Below are 4738 nucleotides of genomic sequence, written 5' to 3'. Positions count from 1 at the left end.
CTTTACGGGCCTGGCGCTGTAGGGAAACATGGCAACGGCCTCGCCAAAGCCGTACCTTTCCCACAGATCACCGGCAATCTGCTCAAAGTTTTCGGGTATGAGGATGCGGTGCAGCGGATCGGGCGGTTCGATGCCAAGCCTCCTTGCCAGGATCAAAGTTTGAAAGGTATCGTGCACCTTGTGCCTGTCGGGCTCCTTGAACTTCCAGTCGCTGAAGAAGCATTTGCTAGAGTAGCCTATGCGATGTTTATATTTGAAGCACAAAGAAAAAAGCAAGGACGGAACGAACTGACGTTGGGTGTCTATGAATAAATCCGCCTCGCCCATTCGCCTGCCATCGCGCCACCACCTGGCGTACTCGGGAAAGGCGGAAGGCCTGTGTTTTCTTACTACAGTATAAAGCACGTCGTCTATGAGCCCGTTATCCTTTAACAAACACTTAACGGGGTTGGAAAAGCCTCCTATCCAGGTGATATGGCTTTCAGGCCATGCCTTTTTCAAGGCGTTGAATAAGGGATTTATCATGACGACATCCCCCATGCCTGCGCCTCCGACGTAGACTAAAATGCTTTTTACGTCAAGGTGCTTGTACAGGGGGTCTTCATACCACGGTTCGTAAAGCTCCTTGGGATAATCATCGGGCCTTACCCTGTAAAGGACAACCTCAAAATCCTTGCCCGATACGGACGTAGGCCAGCTTTTAACTGCGGTCAGCATTCTTTTGCTTCCCCTTTCCGGTTTCCTTGATGCATAATTGGTATACACTAGCGACATCTCTTGCCATATCGTCGACGGTACCTATTTTATCGCGGTCGAAAAGCTGCAAGGCCTTTCTTTCGCGAAGGATATCTTCAATACCCTTTTTCCATGACCCTTTGTCTTTTGGCTCAAGCAGAGCCTCTGGGTTAAGGCACAGCTCCCTGACGGAGGGAATGTCCGAGGCAAGGATGGGAACCCCCATATCTATCGCCCGAATCAGCGTCATGCTCATCCCCTCCTCGAAGGAAGGAAACAGAAGGCAGGAACAGCGGGCGATCCACTCGTCGGCGTCCTCCCTGAAGCCCCAAAACTTCACCTTATGGGAAAGCCCAAGTTTTTCGACGAGATCCTCAAGCTCTGCCCGCATGGGGCCGTCTCCCACCACGTCTAAAAGCCATCTGCCCTCCACGTCAGCTAACGCCTTTAAGGCGACCTGCAACCCCTTTTTGGGACTCAGGCGTCCGACGAAAAGAAACTTAAAGGGGTCGTCCCTTAGGCTGCCCTGCCACCTGACGTCAGTCGGCAAAAGCCCGTTATATATCACAAAAGCTTTATCCGGCAGGTAGGGCGCAAGGTGGTCTTTAACGGTTTGGCTTACCGCTATGCAGGCACAGGCCTTTTTTAATGGAACCAGGGCGCGGGAGTGCCTGAAGGTAGCGTGTAAAGTCGCAACCCAGGAAACGCCGCTTAAAGAGCTTGCCCACCAGGCGATCCAAAAGGGAACGCGCGAGTGGGCGTGAATTATCTGCCAGCCTTCCTTTCTTGCCCTTCGGGCGACGAGTAAAGCACACCAAAGGGCGGTAAAGGGGTTTTTGGCGTGAACGGGAAGGTGCCAGACCTTTACTGTTTCGTCAAGAAACCTTTCAAGCTTTCCACCCTTGCTTACGACCATTACCTCGTGACCCTGCTTTGCCAGCGCACCGGAAAGCCAAAGGACGTGGCGCTCCACGCCGCCTTCGTGAAACTCCGGAAGCATCTGAATTACCTTAAGCGACTCCCCTTTCACCTTGCCGTCTCCCCTTCCTCAAAGGCCGAGACAATCCATCGGGCAGCGTTTTTGGCCTCGCAAAACTGCAGGCCGTGTTTGGCCGGGCTGTTGCCGTTTAAGAAAGCCCGCAATTCGCTTGCGCTTTTAATCCATCGGGCAAGGCCCAAGCTGCAAAGCTCGTCGATGGCCAAGACGAACTTTGGCACCCCGAAAAGCCGTTTGGGCGACAAGACCTTGGTCGAGATCAAAAAGCTGCAAAGACCTTCCACGGCCCTCTTTAGGCTTTTTTTCCGCTCAACGGGCAAAACCCCCACGCAGAAACCTGCCGTGGCGGCCTCGGATATCATGGATACGGAATCCTCCGTAGCCAGCAGGTGCGTTGCAAGCCCGAAGATGCCATAAACGGGGTTGTAAGGGTCGCATGAGGCGATGCACAAATATCTGATGCATGGGTATTTGTCGCGCATCTTCCTTAGCATGTCTTCCACATCTCGTGGAGTGCGCCTCGATGTCGTAACGTAGAGGTCCATGCCCTCATCGGATGCATGCTCAAACAGGGGCTCAAGGTTTTGTCCGACCCACCGGGAGGTCAGCTCGTAATTTCCGTCGCTTCCGCCCAAAAGAAGGCCTATCCTTTTATGAGACAGGGGAGGATAAAGCCTGCTTAAGGCATCGGCTTCGCTGCGTATTTTTTGGGGGGTTACCATGTTTGGTGCACCTAAGGTGACATATACGTTGCAGGCCGGCTTGGGACAGTCGTGCTTTGGCACGATGGCAAAATCAAAGGGACTCACTCCCAGGCCGGAGGGGGTCATTATGGTTGCACACCTGCATTTAAGCAGTCGAGCAAGGGCAAAACAGTAAAGCGACGCACTGCTTCCCGCTGACAGGAAAAGGGCGTTTTCTTGCTTTACTCCCGAGGCGTCAAGCAGATTTTTTGCCCTATCAAGCAGGCTAAGTGCCCCTGCGCGGGCAAGCCATCGGCGGATGAAACCTTCGTCTTTTGCCGCAAGCCTTCGCCCAAGAACCTTAAGCAGGTAAAAGCCCTTGAGTCCGGCCGATAAACCTTTGTGGCCTAAGGAGGCCTCAGGTAAATTTGTCGTTGCTTCGTTAATGCCAAGCTCATATACATGGCAACCTGTAAGCTCGGATAAAAAATGAGCGACGCCGCGGCTTTGGTTGACGTGTCCGCGGATGCCGTCGCTTATTATGAAGACTGCCTTTAAATTTTTGCCCTCGACTTGCGATTTAGACATATCGACGAAAAGCTCACCTAGACTTCCCTATAGATGGTTTCCTTTCTGTCGGGACCCACGCCCAACATCATGACGGGAAGCCCCGTCTGATCTTCTATGAACTTAACGTAATCGCGTGCGGCCTGAGGAAGGTCCTCCATGGCCCTTGCCCCCCTGGTATCCTCGCTAAACCCCTTAAACGTCCTGTAAAGGGGCTTGACCTGGGATAGCATCCAGGTGTCCGCCGGGTAATCATCGAGCTTTTTACCCTCGTACTCGTAGGCCACGCACACCTTTATCTCCTCAAGTCCCGACAGCACATCAAGCTTGGTTAGCGCAAGGTGGGTAGCACCGTTGATCCTCGCGGCATATTTCAAGGCGACCAAATCAAGCCAGCCGCACCTCCTGGGGCGTCCCGTCGTAGCGCCGTACTCACGGCCCTTTTCCCTCAGGTATTTGCCCATTTCGCCCAGGTCCTCGGAAGGGAAAGGGCCCTCGCCGACCCTGGTACAGTATGCCTTGGCCACGCCTATGATCTTGTCAATGCTTTTTGGCCCCACGCCCGTGCCCGTGAACACCCCGCCGCAGGTCGGATTGGAGCTTGTAACGTAGGGGTAGGTGCCGTGGTCTATGTCAAGCAATGTACCTTGAGCGCCCTCAAAGAGGACGCATTTGCCCTCGTTTAAGGCCTTTGCGATAATGGCCGAGCCGTCACCGATATAGACGGACAGCCTTTCGCTCCAGGACATGGCCTTTTCGTAAACCGCATCGAAGGACATTGGCGTTTCCTTGTATATCCTGGTTATTATCTGGTTTTTCAAGCCCAGGATGTAATCCAGCTTATCGCGAAGCATATCGGGATGCATCAGGTCGTACACCCTTATGCCCGTCCTGTTGAACTTATCGACGTAGCAAGGCCCTATGCCCTGACCCGTCGTTCCTATTCGTTTTTCCTTGGATCTCACGCTTTCTTCCAGCTGGTCCAAGACCTTATGGTAGGGCATTACGACGTGAGCCGAACCGCTCACTACCAACCTGGCCCTGTCCATGCCCTGCGATGAGAGCTCGCCCAGCTCCTCAAATAACCTGTCGGGGTCAACCACAACGCCGTTGCCCACGACGCAGACCTTGCCGGAGTAAAGCATGCCCGAGGGCAGGATATGAAAGACGTATTTTTTGCCCTCCACTATGACCGTGTGTCCGGCATTGGCACCCCCCTGATAGCGCACTACCACATCGCACTTTGGCATTACAGCGTCCACGACCCTGCCTTTACCCTCGTCTCCCCACTGCATTCCTACGATGACTTCAGCTGTGCCCCTCATGATTACGCTCCCCTCTCAAATGGCGCACTAACTCCTCCACGGTCACAAATTTTACACCAACTACGGGATTTTGACTTAACTCCTTCAAAAAGACCAATGTCTTGGGGCGTGCATGACATATGACAACGGCATAGCCGTTTTTTTGCGCCTGCCTTGCGGCTCGCTCAAGCTGCGATCGCATAAACTTAACGTCCTCAAGATGGTCGACAAAGGCGCCGTTTTCCAAGGCCAGCAAGCCTGCCTTTTTTGCCTCAGCTGCAGCCACCGACGAAGAGGCCGTCCTGCTGTCGACGAATACCTTAAAATTTCCCCTTTGGGCTTCTTCCTTGAGACCTTCCATGGCGGCGCGCATTACCCTCATATCGGAGGTGGCAGCCGAACCGCGGTGATTGTTCGCACCTATCGCACCCGGAAGCGATTCGATGGCTCTT

The 4738-nt window shown here is 53.7% G+C and carries 5 protein-coding genes; all 5 read right to left on the bottom strand.

Annotated elements, in window-relative coordinates; translation table 11 throughout:
* Positions 1-717, bottom strand: a 717-nt coding sequence (locus Q7P41_RS03145) for a glycosyltransferase family 9 protein (protein WP_303882055.1), incomplete at its 3' end; no start/stop codon positions are given.
* Positions 701-1765 carry a glycosyltransferase family 4 protein gene (locus Q7P41_RS03140; RefSeq protein ID WP_303882054.1) on the bottom strand — a complete coding sequence of 355 codons (1065 nt, stop codon included), beginning with the start codon at positions 1763-1765 and terminating at the stop codon, positions 701-703. The genes Q7P41_RS03145 and Q7P41_RS03140, both read right to left, overlap by 17 nt.
* Positions 1762-3003 (bottom strand): mitochondrial fission ELM1 family protein, encoded by a 1242-nt coding sequence (locus tag Q7P41_RS03135; RefSeq protein WP_303882053.1) that lies wholly within the window; start codon positions 3001-3003, stop codon positions 1762-1764. Before Q7P41_RS03135 ends, Q7P41_RS03140 begins: the two co-directional genes overlap by 4 nt.
* Before the next feature lie 17 nt (positions 3004-3020).
* Entirely contained in the window at positions 3021-4307 is a 1287-nt protein-coding gene (locus Q7P41_RS03130) for an adenylosuccinate synthase (protein WP_303882052.1), read from the bottom strand.
* Positions 4291-4738, bottom strand: a 448-nt coding sequence (locus tag Q7P41_RS03125; protein ID WP_303882051.1) for a divergent polysaccharide deacetylase family protein, incomplete at its 5' end; no start/stop codon positions are given. The genes Q7P41_RS03130 and Q7P41_RS03125, both read right to left, overlap by 17 nt.

The organism is Acetomicrobium mobile (genome assembly GCF_937920065.1).
This window is presented reverse-complemented; position numbering and strand designations above follow the sequence as displayed.

What these genes read in the sequence shown, in the direction of transcription:
- Q7P41_RS03135 (WP_303882053.1), bottom strand. Translation starts at nt 3,003, where the DNA reads ATGTCTAAATCGCAAGTCGAGGGCAAAAATTTAAAGGCAGTCTTCATA.
- Q7P41_RS03130 (WP_303882052.1), bottom strand. Translation starts at nt 4,307, where the DNA reads ATGAGGGGCACAGCTGAAGTCATCGTAGGAATGCAGTGGGGAGACGAG.